This is a genomic window from Acidaminobacter sp. QWL-03 (assembly GCF_058683855.1).
In genome coordinates this window covers 1,656,676-1,674,619 of the sequence record NZ_CM178752.1, presented here as the reverse complement: position 1 = coordinate 1,674,619, position 17,944 = coordinate 1,656,676, and the positions used below count along the sequence as shown (strand labels likewise).

General features: G+C 49.2%; 21 protein-coding genes and 1 riboswitch. All 21 genes read left to right on the top strand.

The genetic code is table 11. The features are described from left to right. The first annotated feature begins 54 nt into the window (after positions 1–54). The 21 genes from AC4PHM_RS07715 (at position 55) to AC4PHM_RS07615 (ending at position 17,910) form a co-directional block, all read left to right on the top strand. Positions 55–525, top strand: a complete 471-nt coding sequence (locus tag AC4PHM_RS07715; protein ID WP_291405936.1) for a chemotaxis protein CheD — start codon at positions 55–57, stop codon at positions 523–525. 130 nt (positions 526–655) lie between these two features. Continuing rightward, positions 656–2,731 carry a methyl-accepting chemotaxis protein gene (locus tag AC4PHM_RS07710; RefSeq protein ID WP_291405935.1) on the top strand — a complete coding sequence of 692 codons (2,076 nt, stop codon included), beginning with the start codon at positions 656–658 and terminating at the stop codon, positions 2,729–2,731. Between the two features lie 263 nt (positions 2,732–2,994). Next, the gene (locus AC4PHM_RS07705; protein WP_492020302.1) at positions 2,995–3,294 is read left to right on the top strand and encodes a flagellar biosynthesis anti-sigma factor FlgM; all 300 of its coding nucleotides are present in this window, start codon (positions 2,995–2,997) and stop codon (positions 3,292–3,294) included. Continuing rightward, entirely contained in the window at positions 3,291–3,695 is a 405-nt protein-coding gene (locus AC4PHM_RS07700) for a hypothetical protein (RefSeq protein ID WP_291405933.1), read from the top strand. The genes AC4PHM_RS07705 and AC4PHM_RS07700 overlap by 4 nt, the downstream gene beginning before the upstream one ends. 17 nt (positions 3,696–3,712) lie before the next feature. Then, entirely contained in the window at positions 3,713–5,275 is a 1,563-nt protein-coding gene (gene flgK / locus AC4PHM_RS07695) for a flagellar hook-associated protein FlgK (protein ID WP_492020301.1), read from the top strand. A 13-nt stretch (positions 5,276–5,288) separates the two neighbouring features. Further along, a complete protein-coding gene (gene flgL, locus AC4PHM_RS07690; protein WP_291405929.1) occupies positions 5,289–6,200 on the top strand; it encodes a flagellar hook-associated protein FlgL in 912 nt (303 codons plus the stop codon). A 20-nt stretch (positions 6,201–6,220) separates the two neighbouring features. Beyond that, positions 6,221–6,670 (top strand): flagellar assembly protein FliW, encoded by a 450-nt coding sequence (fliW, locus tag AC4PHM_RS07685; protein WP_492020300.1) that lies wholly within the window; start codon positions 6,221–6,223, stop codon positions 6,668–6,670. Continuing rightward, positions 6,654–6,866 carry a carbon storage regulator CsrA gene (gene csrA / locus AC4PHM_RS07680; RefSeq protein WP_291405925.1) on the top strand — a complete coding sequence of 71 codons (213 nt, stop codon included), beginning with the start codon at positions 6,654–6,656 and terminating at the stop codon, positions 6,864–6,866. The genes fliW and csrA overlap by 17 nt, the downstream gene beginning before the upstream one ends. Before the next feature lie 19 nt (positions 6,867–6,885). Beyond that, positions 6,886–7,272, top strand: a complete 387-nt coding sequence (locus tag AC4PHM_RS07675; RefSeq protein WP_492020299.1) for a flagellar protein FlaG — start codon at positions 6,886–6,888, stop codon at positions 7,270–7,272. A 67-nt stretch (positions 7,273–7,339) separates the two neighbouring features. Beyond that, the gene (gene fliD, locus AC4PHM_RS07670; RefSeq protein WP_492020298.1) at positions 7,340–8,707 is read left to right on the top strand and encodes a flagellar filament capping protein FliD; all 1,368 of its coding nucleotides are present in this window, start codon (positions 7,340–7,342) and stop codon (positions 8,705–8,707) included. A 12-nt stretch (positions 8,708–8,719) separates the two neighbouring features. Continuing rightward, complete coding sequence (gene fliS, locus AC4PHM_RS07665; protein ID WP_492020297.1) at positions 8,720–9,097, top strand: flagellar export chaperone FliS; 378 nt, start codon at positions 8,720–8,722, stop codon at positions 9,095–9,097. 21 nt (positions 9,098–9,118) lie between these two features. Then, on the top strand, positions 9,119–9,514 hold the full coding sequence (locus AC4PHM_RS07660; protein WP_291405917.1) for a hypothetical protein: 396 nt from the start codon (positions 9,119–9,121) through the stop codon (positions 9,512–9,514). 302 nt (positions 9,515–9,816) lie between these two features. Beyond that, positions 9,817–9,911, top strand: a riboswitch (cyclic di-GMP riboswitch). A gap of 150 nt (positions 9,912–10,061) precedes the next feature. Beyond that, the gene (gene flgB / locus AC4PHM_RS07655; protein WP_492020296.1) at positions 10,062–10,451 is read left to right on the top strand and encodes a flagellar basal body rod protein FlgB; all 390 of its coding nucleotides are present in this window, start codon (positions 10,062–10,064) and stop codon (positions 10,449–10,451) included. Between the two features lie 2 nt (positions 10,452–10,453). Continuing rightward, a complete protein-coding gene (gene flgC, locus AC4PHM_RS07650) occupies positions 10,454–10,882 on the top strand; it encodes a flagellar basal body rod protein FlgC (protein ID WP_291405913.1) in 429 nt (142 codons plus the stop codon). A gap of 33 nt (positions 10,883–10,915) precedes the next feature. After that, positions 10,916–11,230 carry a flagellar hook-basal body complex protein FliE gene (fliE, locus tag AC4PHM_RS07645; protein ID WP_492020295.1) on the top strand — a complete coding sequence of 105 codons (315 nt, stop codon included), beginning with the start codon at positions 10,916–10,918 and terminating at the stop codon, positions 11,228–11,230. Between the two features lie 23 nt (positions 11,231–11,253). Further along, positions 11,254–12,852, top strand: coding sequence for a flagellar basal-body MS-ring/collar protein FliF (gene fliF / locus AC4PHM_RS07640; protein ID WP_492020294.1), 1,599 nt, complete (start codon positions 11,254–11,256; stop codon positions 12,850–12,852). Between the two features lie 21 nt (positions 12,853–12,873). Then, the gene (fliG, locus tag AC4PHM_RS07635; RefSeq protein WP_291405907.1) at positions 12,874–13,893 is read left to right on the top strand and encodes a flagellar motor switch protein FliG; all 1,020 of its coding nucleotides are present in this window, start codon (positions 12,874–12,876) and stop codon (positions 13,891–13,893) included. Then, complete coding sequence (locus AC4PHM_RS07630; protein WP_492020293.1) at positions 13,877–14,608, top strand: FliH/SctL family protein; 732 nt, start codon at positions 13,877–13,879, stop codon at positions 14,606–14,608. Before fliG ends, AC4PHM_RS07630 begins: the two co-directional genes overlap by 17 nt. Next, on the top strand, positions 14,605–15,927 hold the full coding sequence (gene fliI / locus AC4PHM_RS07625; protein WP_291405904.1) for a flagellar protein export ATPase FliI: 1,323 nt from the start codon (positions 14,605–14,607) through the stop codon (positions 15,925–15,927). Before AC4PHM_RS07630 ends, fliI begins: the two co-directional genes overlap by 4 nt. Before the next feature lie 69 nt (positions 15,928–15,996). Continuing rightward, positions 15,997–16,443, top strand: a complete 447-nt coding sequence (locus tag AC4PHM_RS07620) for a flagellar FliJ family protein (protein WP_291405902.1) — start codon at positions 15,997–15,999, stop codon at positions 16,441–16,443. 93 nt (positions 16,444–16,536) lie between these two features. Then, positions 16,537–17,910, top strand: a complete 1,374-nt coding sequence (locus AC4PHM_RS07615) for a flagellar hook-length control protein FliK (RefSeq protein WP_291405648.1) — start codon at positions 16,537–16,539, stop codon at positions 17,908–17,910. The last annotated feature ends 34 nt before the right edge of the window (positions 17,911–17,944 follow it).

Genomic DNA, 17,944 nt, shown 5'->3' with positions numbered 1-17,944 from the left:
GTTTCGGTGGTGGATGGAGATCAGTTCAAGACGTCGACGAAAGGGTGAAGGGCTTTGGACAAAATTATTGGCATAGGCGAGTTTGATATCATTGACCAGCCCGGCGACCGGCTGATTACGCACGCGCTGGCATCCTGCGTGGCGGTGACCTTTTTCAGCGAAGCGCCCAAAGTAGCGGCAATGATTCATATTGCCCTGCCGGAGCACCCCGAAGACTTGGTGGTGCTTCCAAAACCGGGCTATTACGCGACGACGGGGCTGCCCATGCTTATAAAAATCCTGAGACAGCGATACGGCTGCAGGCCGGAGACCATGAACATCCATATGATTGGCGGCGCCCTTTCGGTTCACGGACGCGATACGTTCAAAATTGGGGAAAGAAATATTGTCAAGGTTCAGGAGATCCTCAGAGCACATGGATTGAAGTTTAACTGCGATGAAATCAGGGGTACGGTCAGCCGGACGGTGATCATGGACATCGCGGCGGATTCCATGACGATTCAGTATCAGCGAATTGTCGTTTGAAGGCAGGCTTGAAGCGCAATGCTGTACGCGGCGGGCGCTGAAAGCAATATTTGTGTTGGAATGGCAGTCAAAGAGGTTGAAATGGAAGCTGAAACAGAAATTGAGTTGGAAATGAAACGGAGGTGTGCCTGTGGCTTTTTTGAGAAAGTTGAAAATTGGAACCAAACTGATTGCGGGATTTGTAGCAGTGGCACTGATTGCGGGTTTGGTGGGCTTCGCCGGATTTTTAGGCATAAACGATATCAGCAGGAACAAAATGCCGAGTGTTGAGTCGCTGCTTCAAATTAATGTTGAAATGGCTATGATCTCAGGACTTGATAATCTCTTGATGTCGCCAAAACTGGATTTTGAGCAGCGGCAGGCAATCTATAAAGATATTCAGGGGCATACTGAAACTCTCTCCAGGGAATGGGCGCGTTTTGTCAAGCTCCCCATGTCCGGTGAGGTCAGAAAGCTTTGGACTGAAGCAGAGCCATTTATCAACGCTTGGTGGACTGGCCATGACAAGTTTATTGCCAAGTCCATAGAACTCGACAATATTGGCGTCGATGATCCCGCCAAGATCCAATACGAGATCGCGCTGCGTCAAAAGGACCACTACAGCTGGATCTGGTCGCTGTCTGACAGTCTCACCAAAGGGCAGACCTTTGTGGGGCAGCTGGATCCCAATCTCTGTGCGCTTGGTGGATGGCTGGACCACTATGAGACTCGCAGTCCTCAGCTGCGCCAGTTAATGATCAGCATTGATGAGCCCCACTCGAAGGTCCATGAGGCGGGGGCGCATATTAATCAATTGATGCTGGAGCGCGGCCCCGGTTGGGAGGCTGAAGCTTGGAAAATATATAATGACGTCGCGATTCCAAATATGAAGATCACACTTGATGTTTTGGTGAGAATGGAACGCTCCGTGGGCACCGCGTTCTCCGTGCAGGAAGAAATGTTGAAACAGGCACTGGAAGTCAACAATGTCAATTTTGATAAGGCCATTGAATTGATAGATGCCATGGTCGAAGTTAATCAAAAGGCGGTTTCCGCAGGTGTAGCTAAGTCGGTGCTTTGGATGCTGCTCTTTACTCTGGCGGGCGTGGCGGTGTCGATTTTCCTGGGCCTGATCATCAGCAGAGCTATTAAACAGCCGCTCCAAACTTTGCTTCAGGCTTCAGAGAAGATTGCCGATGGCGACCTCAACGTCCACATCCAGTCCACCACCAAAGATGAAATAGGTCAGCTCGCCAGTGCGTTTTCTCATATGGCAGACAAGGTAAACCGCGTTCTGAGCGATATTAATATGGCTGCTGAGCAAGTGTCTGCGGGTGCCCATCAAATGGCGGATTCAAGCCAGCTGCTTTCTCAAGGGGCAACAGAACAAGCCAGTGCCGTGGAGCAAATTACAGCCTCACTGGAGCAGCTCTCAGCTCAGACCACACATAATGCCAATAATGCGGTGAGTGCCAGCAGCATCACCAATCAAGCCATGAAAGATGCCCTTCTGGGCAATCAGCGTATGAGTGACATGCTGGTCTCCATGGAAGACATCAACGAGTCGTCCAAGAGAATTTCAAAGGTGATCAAAGTCATTGATGACATTGCCTTCCAAACCAACATTCTGGCACTGAATGCCGCTGTGGAAGCGGCCCGGGCAGGTCAGCACGGCAAAGGTTTTGCTGTCGTCGCGGACGAGGTCCGCAGCTTGGCGGCTCGGAGCGCAAACGCAGCGAAAGAAACCGCAGAAATGATTGAAGGCTCGATCCGAAAAGTGGGTGCAGGCAGCCAGCTGGCTCAGGACACGGCAAAAGCCCTCCAGAATATTGAGAAGGAAGTCTCAAAGGCGGCAAAACTGGTAGGAGATATTGCTGAGGCCTCCAATGAGCAGGCTTCAGGCATTGAGCAGGTCAACCGGGCCATTTCCCAAGTCTCCCAAGTCACTCAGACGAACTCGGCGACCTCCGAGGAGGCAGCGGCCTCCAGTGAGGAACTGTCCAGTCAGGCACAGATGCTCAAGTTTTCGGTGAACCAGTTCAGACTCAAGACTGATGAGGCCATGTTTGAGACCCCGGTTGAGACACCGGAGGACTCTGACAAGCAAACGCGCAAGAAAAAGAAAATTACTTTTGAAGGATTCAAGACAGCCGCTGAACGAATTGCAGGTACGATCAAAGGATTGTTTAAGAAGCGGGATCAGGGTAAGGGCCGAAAGGCGGCCTAAGACAAAAGAAAAGTGCAAGGATGGAAGCGGGTGTCAAAGGCTAGCGCCTTTCAACCCCCGCTTCCATTCTTTTTGTGTAAACTGGGTGTCAGCGGCTGGTGCCTATCAACCCCGAGTTTCATCTTGATTTTGGAAGACGGTGTCAGACACCGTCTTCCAATAAAATTTGAATTTATCTCTTAACTATCTTAGACTATAGTCGATATGACCAGTATAGAAGACTATCAATTAAACGAACGTGCACACTCCGAGGAGGGTTCTTCGTGAAAATACAATCATCCAATCTGCATTTGTCTGCACTCAAATCCTATCAGAAACAGGAGACCAAAACTCAGGAAGTCAAAGCGTCCGGCAACGGATCCAAAAGCGATCAGGTTGAATTATCCGGCGCAGCCAAGGCCTTGACTGCAATGATCAAAGACGGTACTGAGGAAAGTGAAATCTCGCAGCGAGCCCTTGAAATCAAGGCTCAGCTTAAGCAGGGGACCTATAAACCTTCTGTGGACAAAATCGCGGCGTCCCTGACAGAACGCCTCATCCACGAGAGGAAGTCGAATAAATGATGACCGCTGAAACTAACCTGCTTGAGTGCCTGGATGAAATAAAACTGCTTTTGGAAGAAGAGCAGCGCTTAATAATGACGCAGCACGGCGAAGCCCTTGAGGCCATGGCAAAATACAAGACAGATTTGACCAGGAAAATGAATCAGCTGCTAAAACCGACAGAACTGCCGGAGGAAATGAGCGGCGAGTTTAAAAGTCTGATACGTCACAAAGTTGAAGCCATTAAGCAGCTGCAGGAGACCAATGCTTTGCTGGCGAGACAGACGCTGGTTTACCTTGGCGCCTTAAAGGAAGCCTTGGCGCCTCAAAGCGCAAACCCAACCGGCAGTATGTATGCCAAAAGCGGTGAAGTGCACAAATCGCAGGCAATAAGCTCAGGCTGGCTCGACCAGTCCATTTAGTGAAATGAGGTCATGGGATGTCCGGAATCTTTGGTACTATGAATATAGCAAACAGCGGGCTTCAGGCTATGCAGTCCGCAGTCAATACCACATCAAACAATATCTCCAACGCTCAGACCGAAGGGTACTCCAGAAAACGCGTCGATCTGGTGACCAATACACCGCAGCACCTCAACGGGATTGGTGAAATCAGCACCGGTGTCAAGATCGAGGGCGTTACGCGGATTCGCGACGTTTTCACGGACCGCCAAGTTCGCCTTGAAACGGGGAGATTGAACACCTATGAGTCTCAAAACGGCGTCTACGACCGCCTGGAAATCATATTCAACGAACCTTCGGAAACCGGCATCAGCGACGCCATGCAGGAAATGTGGAATGCCTGGCAAGAGCTCAGCAAAACCCCGGAAAGCATTACAGCCAGGACCATTGTCGTCGAGCAGTCCACCACCATGGCGGATCGATTCGGCCACACGGCGTCACAACTTCAGGATCTGAAATCCGAGACTTTGTTCCAGGTGAGTCAAAACACTTTCGAAATCAACACAAAACTGGAGCAGCTGACCGCGGTGGACGAGCAGATTAAAGCCGCAGTGACGCGGGAAATGGTGCCCAATGATCTGATGGATCAAAGGGACTTGCTCTTGGATCAGCTTTCAGCGTTTGTGTCCTTTTCAAAAACAGATTTAGCCGATGGCGGCATTCAGCTCACCGTAGGCGGGCAAGCTGTCATGGGCAACAACACACCGACACCGACCTTTAGCACAGTACAGTCTGTTGAAACGTACGAAGATGAGAGTGGAACGACTCAGATGAAAGTCGCGGTCGCCGTGAAGGGTGATGTCAATACCATTGAATTCCTGGATGCGCCATTAAGTGCCGGTTTCGATCTGAATACTTGGAAAGCAGGCAGCGTCATTGTTCCAACAGCCCAAACAACTGAAAATCCTACTGGTTTCACCGTTGTTAAAACCGGTGAGGGCAGCATCAACGGACTGCAGTCCATGCTGACTGAAGTAGAGGATTACACACAAAAAATGGACGCGCTGGCCTCGGGCATGGCAGGCTTGATCAATCAGGTTCACAACCCCGACAACACCGGACTGGATTTCTTCATCAGCGGCGGTGCGGGAACAATTACAGCAGCCAACATCCAAGTCAACTCCAGCCTTAAAGATAAACCGGAATTGATAGCTGCAGGCAAAAGTTCAGCCGCGGACGCACCCGTGGGCGACGGCTCCAGAGCTCTGGCCATAGCGGCGCTCAGGGATGTCTCTCTTAATGCATCTGACTATGACAAGACGACCATGACATTTAAAACGACCACCGGCGACACTGCGGATGCGCGTTATCGAGCAACCATTGCAGGACTGGGTGTTGACGCGGCTTACAGCCGCACCATGGCGGATAATGAAACCTCTTTGCTCAACCAGCTTCATCAGAGAAGAGAGTCCGTCATGGGCGTCTCCATAGATGAGGAAATCAGCGCCCTGGTAAAATTCCAAACGGGTTATCAGGCCAACGCCCGCGTCATGACAACCTTAACCAGCATGCTAGATACCCTGATCAATATGGTCAGATAATGGAGGAAACCCCATGAGAGTGACGAACCGGATGATGGGTGAAGATTTTCTGATCCACCTGCGCCGAAACCTGAATCAAATGCATAAAACCCAGAATCAGCTCACGACGGGTAAACTATTCTCCAGACCCTCCGACAATCCAGTCATGGTGTCCAGAGCCTTGTCCCTTGAAACTGAAGTGGGGCGGAACGCGCAGTACAAACGAAATATTGAAGATGCGTCCGGTTGGGTGGAAACCACAGATGGGGCACTCAACGAAATTGGTGCCTCGCTGAACAGATTGAGAGAGCTGGCCATTGCCGCGGCGAACGGCACCAACAGCGATGCGGAGTACAAAGCCTATGAGATTGAAGTCGGACAATTGATCCAGGGATTATCCCAAATTGGGAATTCGAAATACGACGGCAGATTTTTATTTGGCGGAACGAAGACAATGACGTCGCCGTTTTCAACAGACGAAGTGACGGGGAAGATTGCCTACTCTGGCAATGAAGAGCGACTCAGACACGAAGTCTTGCCGGGTGTCCGGATTGAGATCAATATCACGGGACACGAGATCTTTGAAGCAAAAAAGGATGGCGAGGACAGTCTTTCTGAGGTTCTGGCCAAATTCAAGAAAGGCCTCGCGGAGGCTGATTCTGTGGAACGGAAGACCATCGGCGGGGATATTTTAAAGCAACTGGACGAGAAAATTGAGACCGTCTTATCCATTCGCTCGAAAAACGGCGCGACAGCCAACCGTCTCGAAGCTATGACAACCCTTAATGATTCAGAGGCCCTCAATTTGACTGAGCTGCTTTCGAAAGCCGAAGACATTGATTTTGCCGAAAAGGTGATGCAATTTGCCATGATGGAGAACGCCTACAAAGCCTCTTTGTCTACGGGCGCTAAAATCCTGCAGCCGACGCTGCTCGACTACCTCTAGACTGAAGTGGGGAGAATCCTATGACCATTAATCAAGAAGAACTCAACGAACAGCTGGCTCTAAGCGGTGACCTCTATTTTCCGGAGGGCATTCCCGGGTTTGAAAGCTGTAAACGCTTCAAAATAGAAGAGATAGCGTCCATGCCTTTTTTTAGCATGTGCTGCGAAGATGACGACACGGTTGGTTTCATTCTGACCAGTCCCTGGTACTGGATTCAGAGCTTTGAAGTGGACTTACCGGATGATGTCTGCAGGGCAATTGGCATTGCAACCCCTGAGGACGCAGAGGTCCTGGCTATAGTGACGGTTCGCGAACCCCTTGAAGCTTCCACCATGAACCTGGCAGCGCCACTGGTGGTCAGCTTGACGAACAGAACCGCGGCTCAGGTCATTTTAAGTAATCCCGAATGGCCGACGCGGGTTCCGCTGAAGCTGGAGGAGGGGGTGGCTACAGTTGCTGGTCTTGGCTAGAAAAGAAGAGGAATCCCTGATCATTGACGGGAACATTGAGATTGTTGTTTTAGGTATTGAAGACGGCAAGGTCAAGCTGGGCATCAACGCTCCAAAAGAGGTTAAAATCTACAGAAAAGAAGTGCTTGATGAGGTCATGAAAGAGAATCAGTCTGCGGCTGCGGCCGCGAAGTCGCTGCTTAAAACCAGAGGATGACGTGTTGCGGAGGTGCGCCGTGGATTATAAAATTGAAAGAGTTCAACATTCCAGCCCGGCATTAAGGGTCATTCAAGAGCAAGGTCAGCGAATTCCGCTTGAAAAGCTCAAAGAAAAGATTGAGCACCATTTTGGAAAACCGCCTCAAGGAGATCAACATCAAGAAGCGAAATCACATCCCTCTGTTGCTTTGGTAGACAAGCTTATTCAAGATGTCAATGAAATGAGACAGGGGAGTACGACGCATTTCGAATTTAAAATTCACGAAAAATCCGGCGAAGTCATTGTCAAACTTATTGATGATGAGACGGACGAAGTCGTCAAAGAAATACCTTCTGAAAAAATGGTCGAACTCATGTCAAACCTGAGAGAACTCGTTGGACTGTGCGTGGATGAGAAAATTTAGAGCTTGAAATTTAGAAACGACAATTTAGTTCCAAAGAATAGTTGGTTGGAAAAGAATGAGGTGACTTATGGCCGGAATTAATTTTATAGGTTCTTACTCAGGCATGGATCAGGGCGTGATTGATAAGTTGATGGCGGTTGAGAAACGCCCGCTTATTACATTCGCATCAAAGAAATCCAGCCTGGAAGCCAAGCAAGGGGCCTGGAAAGACGTTTCCACCCGCCTCAAAAATTTGCTGGATAAAATTGCGTCCCTGTCGAAGACAGAAACACTGTATTCCAAGACGACTGCCTCATCTGATGATACTGTGGTCAGCGGCAGCGGAACCCGAGACGCTGTCAGCGGCCAGTATGAGGTCATTGTCACGCGGCTGGCAACTCAAACCAAAGTGACAGGGACAGGCACGGCGATGCCTGCGCTGGGTCTGGATGTGCCACTCAGCCTTGAAGGCAGCCTCACTCTTGGATCAGGGGAAAAGTCGGCCGTTATATCGATTGAGACCACTCAGTCCCTTCGGACTATAGTTCGCAATATTAACCTGGAAAGCGCAAAATCAGGTGTGACGGCAACCGTGGTAGATGGAAGAATGGTGTTCAAATCCAGCAGCTTTGGGGCACAGGAATTAACAGTGACCGGGTCTGATGGGACCATCCCCGCTGCCCTTGGTCTGGATGAACAAGTCGAAGTTTTAGGTAAGCAATCCATTTTTTCAGTGAACGGCATTGAAATGACCCGCGACAGCAACACGGTTTCTGACGCTGTGCTGGGTATGACACTTCAGCTGAAGCAAGAAACCGGGACGAGGCCGTCCACCATGATTACTGTCTCAGATGATACTGAAAAAACGGTTAAAGCCTTCCAGGAATTCGTCGAGCAATACAACAGCACCATGTCCTTTCTCAAATCTCAAACGGCAGCGGGCACTAGAGAGGTTGCGGGAAGTCAGGGAAAACTCTACGGTGAAAGCAGCCTTGTAAGGTTTCAGAACAGTTTGCGTCAGGGTGTAACCTCAGATCTTTCAGAGAGCAGCGCCATGTATAAAAATCTTGCAGAGATTGGCATAAAAACCATTGATAAAGAAGGGACGCTGCTTCTGGACGCTGAAAAATTGAAAGCAGCCCTGAAAGATAATCCGAATGAAGTTCAAAAGTTCCTGGCAGGAGATAGCGCACAGACCGGAATGTCCGGGAAACTTAAATCACTTATTGAGGGTTTGACAGATAAAACAAACGGCATGTTCCAGGTCAAGAGCACAAGTCTGGAACGCTCGCTCAAAGACTTAAATCGCAGAATCTCAGAATTTGAAGACAAAATGGCAAAAAGAGAAGCCTACTACGTCAACATGTTTTCCAAACTGGACGTCGCAATGCAAAAATCAGAGACGCAATCGAACTGGCTGGCGGCCCAACTAGGCGGCATGCAGTCAGGTGAATAGGGGATGTTAAACATGAGTGCATACAATACAGCCCTCAGACAGGCTAACCAAGCTTATGGCGGGGCCCAGGTCAGTACGGCGCCGCAAAAAAAACTCATCCTGATGCTCTATGACGGAGTGATTCAAAACTTGAAGGCGGCAGAAGCTGCGCTTGAAGTCAAGAACCTTCAGATCGCCCACCAAAAAATTCTCAAAGGTCAGCTGATTATTGAAGAGCTGATGGTCACCCTGAATTTCGATGAGGGAGGCGACATTGCAAAGGATTTATACAAACTGTATGAGTACTTCCGCTGGTCACTGGTGCAAGCCAATATTAAAAAAGATCCCACGGCCCTCATTGAGATTCGTCAATATTTGGAGGAACTCAGAGGAAGCTGGCAGCAAATTTAGGTGAGGAAGCGGGGCAATGCCATGGAATGTCAAAGATTGCTGAGCTATCTGTCGACGCGTTTAAGTCTGCTGGAAGCCTGGCAAAAACTTTATACGGAGTATGAGCCTGGTGATCCTGAGCTGTCAGACGTGGTCGAAGTCTGCATGGATCAGATCAAAGCGTTGGATCAAAGTGTAAACCCTGAATGGGACAATAAGGGAAAAAATGACATTTTGGACATTTCAGACTTTCAAATTGCCATTCAACAGGTGCTAGAAAAAATATACAAATTGCATCAAAATCACCAGTTAAAACTGAAAAATCATAAGGAAGCGCTGGTCCTAGAAATGAAAGGTGTCAGGAAAGCGAAAGCTTTGTCCAGTCAGATTTTGACTGCCTCTGAGGAACGGATTTCCGGACTGGATACAAAAGCCTAAGAATCCTAAAAATTATAAGTTTCTGTGAATAATTAACAAAGATGAGAAAAGTGTCGAAATATCCGATATTTTTTGAAGTTTGTTATTTTATTGTTACTTTTCATGTGTTAAGATTAATTTGTTATGTTTTTTCTCAAGATTGACAATTAACATAACAGAGTATTGCTTCAAAATTATCGCATCCAGAATCGAATGACTGAATCATTGAATTGGATTTATCAGGAATTACAGCCTCGGCTTGGCCGAACACATCAGCTATGTCACAATTCCAGAGTCTATTCAGCATTCATCTCCGAAAACTTTTCAGAAAAAGGCAAACCAGGCGAAAGCCTGGGACGCAAAAGAACGGGCCTAAGTGGACTATGTAAATCAGTTCATATGGCAGCCGAGTGCCAGTAGGGAAGTTTTTTCTATGCCATAAAAAAGAAAATATTCCCAAATTAGTGAAAATAATGTAATATAATTATGCGGAATTGTAATAAAATGTAATTTTGAACTGGCATACAAAATCCGGAAGTCAAAAAATGAGAGAGGTGGTGCTTGCGCTATGATCCAAAATGATTTAACTTATCAGGCCCTGACGAAAGCCATTGAAGGGTCACAGCGAAGACAGGAAGCCATTGCCTCGAATTTGGCCAATCTCAACACTAAAAATTACAAAGCCAGCCGGGTTTCTTTTGAAGGAGAACTTAAAAAAGCACTTGGGGAAGCTCAGAAAAACAAGAATTTCGAAAATGCCAAAATCAGAATTGGCAACATTGCGCCAAAAGTTGTAAAAGACCAGAGCAGCCGCATGAACAATGACGGAAATAATGTCGATCTGGATCAGGAAATGAGCCTGATGGCCGCGAACCAAATCCTATACCAGACTTTGATTCAGCAGCTGAATCAAAAGTATCAGACAATGAGTTATGTGATTCATGAGGGGAGAAGGTAAGCATGGGGATGTTTAACGCCATGAACATTCATACAAGCGGTTTGACGGCAGAACGCTTCCGCATGGATACCATTTCGACCAACATAGCGAATGCGGAAACCACCCGTACAGAAGAAGGTGGGCCTTACATAAGAAAGATCGCGGTATTTCAGGAACAATTGAAAACTGAAATGAACAGAGCCGGACGTCCGGAGCAGGTCAGTTCAGGCATCAAAGCGGTTGCGGTTGTAGAGTCTGACGAAGAGACGCCGCTGGTTTACAGACCGGAGCATCCTGACGCGGATGAAAATGGCTATGTACGGATGCCAAACGTCAATCTCATGACGGAGATGATCGATATGATGGTCGCCCGCCGGGCTTATGAAGCCAATCTGACGGCGCTGAATACGAGCAAGGCCATATTGGTTAAAACCCTTGAAATAGGACGTTAGTCACTCAAAAAATGCAGCAGAGGAGCAATCTGAATGGCAATTAATCCTGTACTGACTCAAATGATGCCGCTCAATAATCTCGTTTCGCAAAGTTCAGGGATCAATAGTGGGGCAGGCGAAGCCGGTACTGTCAACTTTGGTGACCTGCTTAAAACACAGCTTGAAAAAGTGGAAAACGCTCAGATCAGAGCGGATGGACTGACGCAGCAGCTCGTCAGCGGAGATTCGGTCGAGCTTCATGAAGTTTTAATTGCGACTCAGGAAGCGAAGCTGATGCTGGAAATGACCATGCAAGTGCGCAACAAGGTTGTGGAAGCTTATAAAGAAATGATGACTATGCAGTTATAAAGCTGTTATGAGGAGAAGGATCGATGGCGAAGTTGAGCACGGCCTGGATTAGGATCAGGGAACAATTTAATGCACTGAGTTTAATGTCAAAGAGATTGATGGCGGCAGCCGCGTTCTCTCTGATTTTGTTTTTTGCGCTTTATGTCCTGATCCTGGGCAAAGTCAACTATGTGGTTCTTTTCAGCGGACTTGAACTCAACAGCGCAGCGGCGATTGTCGAAGAAATGGATCGCATGGGCACTGTGAAATATAAACTGGAAGACGGCGGTACGACTATTCTGGTAGATGACAAGGTCGTCAATGACTTGAGAATTAAGCTGGCTATGAATGGGAGTTTGCCGGATACGACCATCGGCTTCGAGCTCTTTGACAATCAGGGCCTTATGGTCACAGACCAGGACCGGAAAATCATGTTTCAGCGGGCAACCCAAGGGGAACTGGAGCGTACCATTAGAGCACTGGAAGAAGTCAAATATGCCAGGGTTCACTTGAATCTGGCTGAGAGTTCCTTGTTTGAAAAAGAGATTCAGGCGTCCTCAGCCACGGTCGTGATTGAACTGCAGCCGGGTAAAGGTCTGACAACGCCGCAGGTGGAAGGCATCCTGTCGCTGGTCAGCGGCGCGGTCAAGAATCTGCCCAAGGAAAACGTCACGGTACTCGATACCAACGCCAATCTTCTGAGCGCGCCTTTTCAGGCGGATCAGGGAGATGCCGCCAATGCAACGGCGGATCAGGGCGAAATTATCGATCGTATAGAGTCAAAAATTGCCGGCAATCTGACAGAACTGCTCGAAAAAGCGCTGGGCAGGGACAAAGTCATTGTCACCGTTCTTGCGGAGGTCGATTTCGACCATGAGGAAATCAGCAAAGTGATTTACGGTGATTCACCTGTGGTGAAAAACCGACAGGAGAGCTTTAGCGGGGAAGGGATCAAATCCTTTATTTCAGAGGGTCCCATTGACAACAATACTCAGAATCTGATTATGCAGGATGACACCGGTGCCATTCAAACTTATGATGCCTACACGGAGTATGAAGTGGACAGGACGGAAATTTCGTCGATTAAGGCAGTTGGTGTACTCAGCCGGCTGAATGTCTCCGTGGTCTATGACGGCAATATGAGTCCTCAGATGAAGACCTCCATTCAGGATATGGTATCAGCGGCTGCCGGCATTGATCCGCAGCGTGGCGATCAGATCAATATTGAAGGCATGGCCTTTGATAGAAGCTATGAGACTGCGCTGGCAGAGGAGCTTGAGGAAGCGAAGCGCCTGGAGGAAGCTGCGGGGAAAATTCTCGGTATGGACAAAGCGCTTGTGATGACCCTGGTCAAAGGGCTGCTGGGTTTGGTTGCGGCAATCCTATTACTGTCAATTCTCCTTAGGAAGAAGCGTCAGAGCGACGCTTCAAAGATGACGCCGGCTTACGCGGGTGGCCCGGCACAGGGCGCTTCAAAGGGAAGTCTTCTCAACGTCACAGATGAGGCCAATGCCGTGGACGCGCCGACTCTGGATGATCTGTTTGGCGCAGTCAATAAAAAGGACTCCTCTCTTAAGCAATATGCCTCAGAGCATCCGCAGGAAATTGCGGACTTGTTAAAAGCCTGGATTAAAGAACAATAAGAATTTAAGAGGTGGAAAACAGTGGCAAAGGCCTATAAAGACAGCCAAAACGGCATAAAGAAAGCAGCGATTCTGCTCATGAGCCTCGGACAGGACGTTTCCTCCTCGGTCATTCGATATTTGCCTGAGAGCACCATTCAAAAAATCAGTCTTGAAATTGCCAATCTCGATTATGTCGAACCGGCTGTCAGCGAGCGGGTGACCCAGGAGTTTATGGAGCTGGTGACGTCGCGAAAATATGTACTTGACGGTGGCCTGGATTATGCCAGAAATCTTCTGAATAAAGCCCTAGGGACACAGAAAGCAAAAAGCATCATAGATACCTTGAGCCTGCTGTCTCAGACAGAAAGACCGTTTGCTCTGGCCAGAAAAGCTGAGCCCCATCAGTTGTCACTCCTACTGATGAATGAGCATCCCCAGACCATTGCGCTGATTCTCTGTTATCTGCAGCCGGATAAGTCCGCACAGGTGTTGTCAGAACTTCCGGAGCAAGTCCGGAGCGACGTTGCCCAGCGCATAGCGACCATACACAGCACGTCTCCTGTTGTCGTGCAAAAGATAGAGCAGGTTTTGGAAAGCAAACTGGCCAATGTTATTGATAACTCACTGGAATCCATAGGCGGCGTCAGATCCTTGGTCGACATTCTGAACGCGGTGGACAGGGGAACAGAAAAGAAGATTTTGGATGATCTGGACCTTGAAAATCCGGATTTGGCAGAGCAAGTCAGATCCAGCCTCTTTGTCTTTGAAGATATAGTTGCGCTGGATCGTGCAGCCATCCAGCGCGTCCTGAGAGAAGTCAGCACAGAGGATCTCACGCTGGCGCTCAAAGGCGCTTCAGCCAAAGTGTCCTCCATGATCTTCAACAATATTTCAAAGCGTGCGGCCGAGACTCTCAAAGACGACATAGAATTTCTTGGTCCAGTCAGGCTGTCTGCCGTTGAAGATGCTCAGAAACGCATAGTCGGGCATATCAGGCGACTCGAAGAAGCCGGCGAAATTATTTTGGGGAGGTCTGACGAGGATGCAATCATTCTCTAACATCATCAAGCAGCATCAGGTCTTGTCAGGACGCGTGGACTTTATCGCTGTCGAGCCGCAGCAGACTGAACCTGGGATAGTGCAGTGCGAGCCTCCCTCTGTGATTTCAAAGGACTTAAAGCTCAAGGAAGCTATGATCCTGGAACGGGCAAAGCGTGAAGCCGCAAAGATTAGGGATGAGGCAGTGCATTACAGAGACCAGGCACGCCTTGAAGGGTTTGAAGAAGGCTACAGGACCGGACTTGATCAGGCTATGGCTGAACGTCAGTCTGCCCTAGATCTGGCGGAGCGGCAAATGGGAGATCTTCTCGCGGCGGCATCACAGCGTCTGGAGTCTCTAACCAGGGATTATGAGGGACATCTTCTCAAGCTGTCGGTACAAGTAGCGTCTATATTCATCAAGTCCCATATGACGCCGGATCAGATGATGGCGCCCCTGAAGGAAATGCTGCATGAATTGTCACTATCAGCAAAAATTATGGTCAGGATGCACCCGGAAGATTTTCGAACATTATCCGGTGCGAGGGACCATTTTCAGGAAGCCTGCCCGGACAGTCGCCTCATAATGGTGGAAGATGCCGCGATCTGTCGCGGTATCCTGCAATGCGAGACGGATTCAAGACTCGTCGAGTTTGACCCGGGAAGGCACATAGAAGCGCTCCTGGCAGAAATGCTCAAAGTCCATCACAGACAACAGGAGCTGATCCGTCCATGATTCACTTCGAGAGGCTTCACGAGATTGTTGAAACGACGAGTCCCTACAGATACTCAGGCAAAGTGGACCAGGTGGTGGGGCTGACTATCAGGGTCAAGAGCTTATATGCCTTTATTGGTGAAATATGCAAGATTATTTTGCCCGGTGGAAGGGAAATTACGGCAGAAGTGGTTGGCTTCCAGAGCGACAATGTCATTCTGATGCCGCTGGGAGATCTCGACGGCATCATGACAGGCTGCCCGGTGATCCCTACCGGCAAGGCTTTGAGTGTTGGCGTTGGCAGCAAGATGCTGGGGCAGGTTCTGGATGGACTCGGCAATCTCCTGTCAGAGGACGCGCAGGCGCTGAGCTGCCACGAGCATGAAGCGCAGCTTTATAAAAGCCCGCCTAATCCATTGACGCGGCCGCCCATCAAAGACATCATGCACACCGGCGTCAGAGCAATAGATGCGTTCCTGACCTGCGGCCAAGGCCAGCGTATGGGTGTGTTTGCGGGCAGCGGTGTTGGAAAAAGTACGTTGCTGGGGATGATCAGCCGTTACAGCGATGCGGATGTCAATGTCATTGCCTTGATTGGGGAACGCGGCAGAGAAGTCAAAGCCTTTCTGGACAAAGATCTTGGACCAGATGGATTGAAAAAGTCCATTGTCATCTGCGCGACTTCAGACCAGCCGCCGCTCGTGCGCCTTAAAGGCGCTTTCCTGGCCACGGCAGTAGCGGAGTACTTCAGAGATCAAGGCAAAAACGTCATGCTGATGATGGATTCTGTCACTCGATTTGCCATGGCTCAGCGCGAGGTGTCCCTTGCGGCCGGTGAGGCGCCTGCGACCAAAGGCTACACCCCTTCTGTCTTTGCGCTGCTTCCCAAGCTTCTCGAACGAAGCGGAACCTCAGCTCGTGGCAGCATAACAGCTTTCTATACTGTCCTCGTTGAGGGCGATGACATGAACGAGCCTATCGCAGACGCGGTGCGCGGCATTTTGGACGGCCACATTGTCCTAAGCCGAGAGCTCGCTGCTCAGAGCCATTATCCCGCCATTGATGTGCCCCAGAGCGTCAGCCGTTTGTTCCACGACCTCCAAGGCAAATCCGAGGTGAAGCAGCTCTCATCCCTGAGACATCTCATGGGCGCTTATAAAGAGTCCGAGGATCTGATCCAAATTGGCGCTTATAAGTCAGGGTCCAGTCCGGTGGTTGACCGGGCGGTCGCGCTGAAACCGGCGCTGGACGCCTTTTTAAAGCAAGACATTGAAGAATCAAGCAGTTTTGATGAAACGCTCTCCAGGATTCAAACTTTATATCAAAAGCATTGTGGTTGAATCGGCGCTGAGGATCAGGACTTTTGATCTTAGCGGCCAAAGCACCATGGGAGGGGACAGCGGACAGTCATGAAAGCTTACAGACACAGCCTGGGAAAGGTTCTGGACCATAAGAACGAGGCCTATCAAAAACTGCAAATGGAACTGACTTTGGCGAATGAGCATGTTGAGCTCATAAAGGCAGAACGCCGGTCCAGACAGCAGCTTTATGAGCTGCACCTGAAAAAATCAGATCACGCTGAAGTTGTGACCTTGGAGGAAATAAGAATCGCCCATGCCCACTCAGAATACCTGAGAACTATGGTTCATCAGCAGTCGAAGCTCGAAGAACACGCAAACAGTGAACTTCAAAAGACTCAAAGCAGATGGATGGACGCACGACGCGAAGTTCACGTGCTGGAACGCCACCGGGAAAGAGAAGAGCAAGCATTTAATCAGGTACAGGAACGTCATACTCAACAACTGTTGGATGAAATGGCTTTGAATCAGTTTTTCAGGCGCCGTCAGACACTTTGAAGCGAAATAGTGTGTCTGACACGAAGTTACCATCAAAGCGAAACTTGGTGTCAGACACCCAGTTTCTGTCTTGCTTGAAGGGAGGTGAAAAAAATGAATGCGACTGCATTAAATCGTTCATCCGCAACACAGCAACCGGAAAAACCATCAAAGATCAGCGCTAATAAAGTACAGGGCGACGGGACAGAAAATGCCCTTTTTTCGGGGATGCTGCAGCAATGCCTCGATCAGAATCAAGCTTCGGGAAATCTTAAAGCTGCAGAAGAACCTAAAGGGTTGGCCGATGGCAGCCTGTCCGCCATTGAAGCCAAACTGTCAGCGTCAATGAACCTCGGCGCACAGTCCGGCTCACAAGTCGAAGCGTCGGCAACTCAGTCAGCTGAACTCATAGGCCAGGTTCAAAAAAATGTTGGCACTACCGCCACGCCCTCGACTGAACGAAATGCTTCAGCGCTGTCCGGTCCTGATTTAGTTTTGGAACCAACAAATCAGAATCCACCACATACAGCCGGTCAACACCAAATGATATTGAGCGCAGAACCGAAGATCGCCGGAAATGCTTCAGTCAAAGTCAATCAAGCAGAGATGACAACCGCGTCCCTGGGTGTCTCAGGACATCCTCATAGCGCAGAGGATGGCGCACTGACGGAAGTGTTTAAAACAATGGAAGGCCTGTCTGAAGGGACAGTACAGGATTCAAGCCTCTTATCAAAATTGTCGAAGTCTCAAGAACTTGTCAGTCAATCGCGACTTTCCACTGTGATGGAATCCCGACAAAATGAAAACGCAGCCTTAAATCCTGCGCCGAATGCTATTGAAAGCACCGACACTCCAAAGGATCAAATGAATCCTGAACACCGCTCTGAGGCCGCTGCAGCTGACTTTACAACGGTGGAGGGGCTTAAAAGTCAGAAAGCGACACCTTCGAAACAATCCTCTGACAGTTTCCGGAGTGTTTCTGATGGTGTTGGCGGTCAGCCGCAGCAGATCAGCTCTTTGGATGACGCGTCCTTTAACACGCAAATTCCCAAAGCAGCAACGATTAGGGAGCTCCCCGCCATTTTGACTCAGCAGGCACAGCTTTTGAGAGCCGGCGAAACGAAAACCCTCAGAATGATGCTGAATCCAGAGCACCTCGGTGCCCTTGAGATTGAACTCAGTCTAAAAAACGGCGTTTTATCAGGAATCGTCAGCGTGGAGACAGAGCTGGCTCACGACCTCATTCAAAAGCATCTGCCACAATTGCTGTCGACGTTCGACAGCAGGCAAATAGCTTCAGGAAGTTTTGAAATGCACTATCGTGGCGAGCACAGTGGATTTTCAGAGTCATCAGGAAATGAGGCTCAGCCTGACCGACACAGACAGTCCGGGTCAGCCGAACGCTCTGACGCGGAACAAGGTCTAGTGATTTCACAGGAAATTGCAATACAAAAGGTTAACCCAAAGCGGATTGATCTACTGGCATAAGATTCCAAACAGAAATGGCGAATTTAAAAAGGTG

Bases quoted from the DNA above. Each gene is read 5' to 3' on its own strand.
- fliI (WP_291405904.1), top strand. From the start codon at position 14,605: ATGATTCACTTCGAGAGGCTTCACGAGATTGTTGAAACGACGAGTCCC.
- fliD (WP_492020298.1), top strand. From the start codon at position 7,340: ATGGCCGGAATTAATTTTATAGGTTCTTACTCAGGCATGGATCAGGGC.
- flgL (WP_291405929.1), top strand. From the start codon at position 5,289: ATGAGAGTGACGAACCGGATGATGGGTGAAGATTTTCTGATCCACCTG.
- AC4PHM_RS07700 (WP_291405933.1), top strand. From the start codon at position 3,291: ATGATGACCGCTGAAACTAACCTGCTTGAGTGCCTGGATGAAATAAAA.
- flgB (WP_492020296.1), top strand. From the start codon at position 10,062: ATGATCCAAAATGATTTAACTTATCAGGCCCTGACGAAAGCCATTGAA.
- fliW (WP_492020300.1), top strand. From the start codon at position 6,221: ATGACCATTAATCAAGAAGAACTCAACGAACAGCTGGCTCTAAGCGGT.
- flgK (WP_492020301.1), top strand. From the start codon at position 3,713: ATGTCCGGAATCTTTGGTACTATGAATATAGCAAACAGCGGGCTTCAG.
- fliE (WP_492020295.1), top strand. From the start codon at position 10,916: ATGGCAATTAATCCTGTACTGACTCAAATGATGCCGCTCAATAATCTC.
- AC4PHM_RS07620 (WP_291405902.1), top strand. From the start codon at position 15,997: ATGAAAGCTTACAGACACAGCCTGGGAAAGGTTCTGGACCATAAGAAC.
- AC4PHM_RS07660 (WP_291405917.1), top strand. From the start codon at position 9,119: ATGGAATGTCAAAGATTGCTGAGCTATCTGTCGACGCGTTTAAGTCTG.
- AC4PHM_RS07615 (WP_291405648.1), top strand. From the start codon at position 16,537: ATGAATGCGACTGCATTAAATCGTTCATCCGCAACACAGCAACCGGAA.
- fliF (WP_492020294.1), top strand. From the start codon at position 11,254: ATGGCGAAGTTGAGCACGGCCTGGATTAGGATCAGGGAACAATTTAAT.
- AC4PHM_RS07630 (WP_492020293.1), top strand. From the start codon at position 13,877: ATGCAATCATTCTCTAACATCATCAAGCAGCATCAGGTCTTGTCAGGA.
- flgC (WP_291405913.1), top strand. From the start codon at position 10,454: ATGGGGATGTTTAACGCCATGAACATTCATACAAGCGGTTTGACGGCA.
- fliS (WP_492020297.1), top strand. From the start codon at position 8,720: ATGAGTGCATACAATACAGCCCTCAGACAGGCTAACCAAGCTTATGGC.